The organism is Halomicrobium sp. IBSBa (assembly GCF_017612575.1).
In the GTDB taxonomy this organism is placed as follows: domain Archaea; phylum Halobacteriota; class Halobacteria; order Halobacteriales; family Haloarculaceae; genus Halomicrobium.
The window spans coordinates 1-458 of the sequence record NZ_JADPQC010000032.1 but is presented as its reverse complement, the minus strand read 5'-3'; the positions used below and the strand labels follow the sequence as shown (position 1 = coordinate 458).

Below are 458 nucleotides of genomic sequence, written 5' to 3'. Positions count from 1 at the left end.
CGCCGGGGGCGAACAGATACGGCGGCCAGTGGTACGCGCGCAACTACGGTGTCATCGTGCTCTCGTTGCCAGCCGTGTTCGTGCTCGACCTGTTCACCGCTGTCGTCGAACTCCGGATTGCACTGGTCGCGCTCTGGTCGCTCGCGCTGCTGGCACTGGTGGTCCAGTGCAGTCACTACACCGACGGCGCCTGGGTCCTCTACGGCGGTACCGTTGCCGTGCTGGGACTGTTCGGGCTGAACGTCGCGCTGGCACAGCCACTCGACGCCGGCCGAACCCATCTGTACGCGCTGCAACTGACGGATCTCCTCATCGCGGCGTTTACGCCGGTGGTTTTCTATCGGCTTCTCAGTCGGATGCACACACGCCGGCTGGGGCTCCTGAGCGCCGTGGTGCTCACAGCCGGGACACCGCTGGCCTTCTGGGCGACGGTGCCAAAGCGCCACGCTGTCACCGGG

At 66.4% G+C, this 458-nt stretch carries 1 pseudogene; it reads left to right on the top strand.

Annotated features, from left to right (window positions below):
- Positions 1 to 458, top strand: a pseudogene (locus IL252_RS17310) (hypothetical protein); the annotation flags it as partial.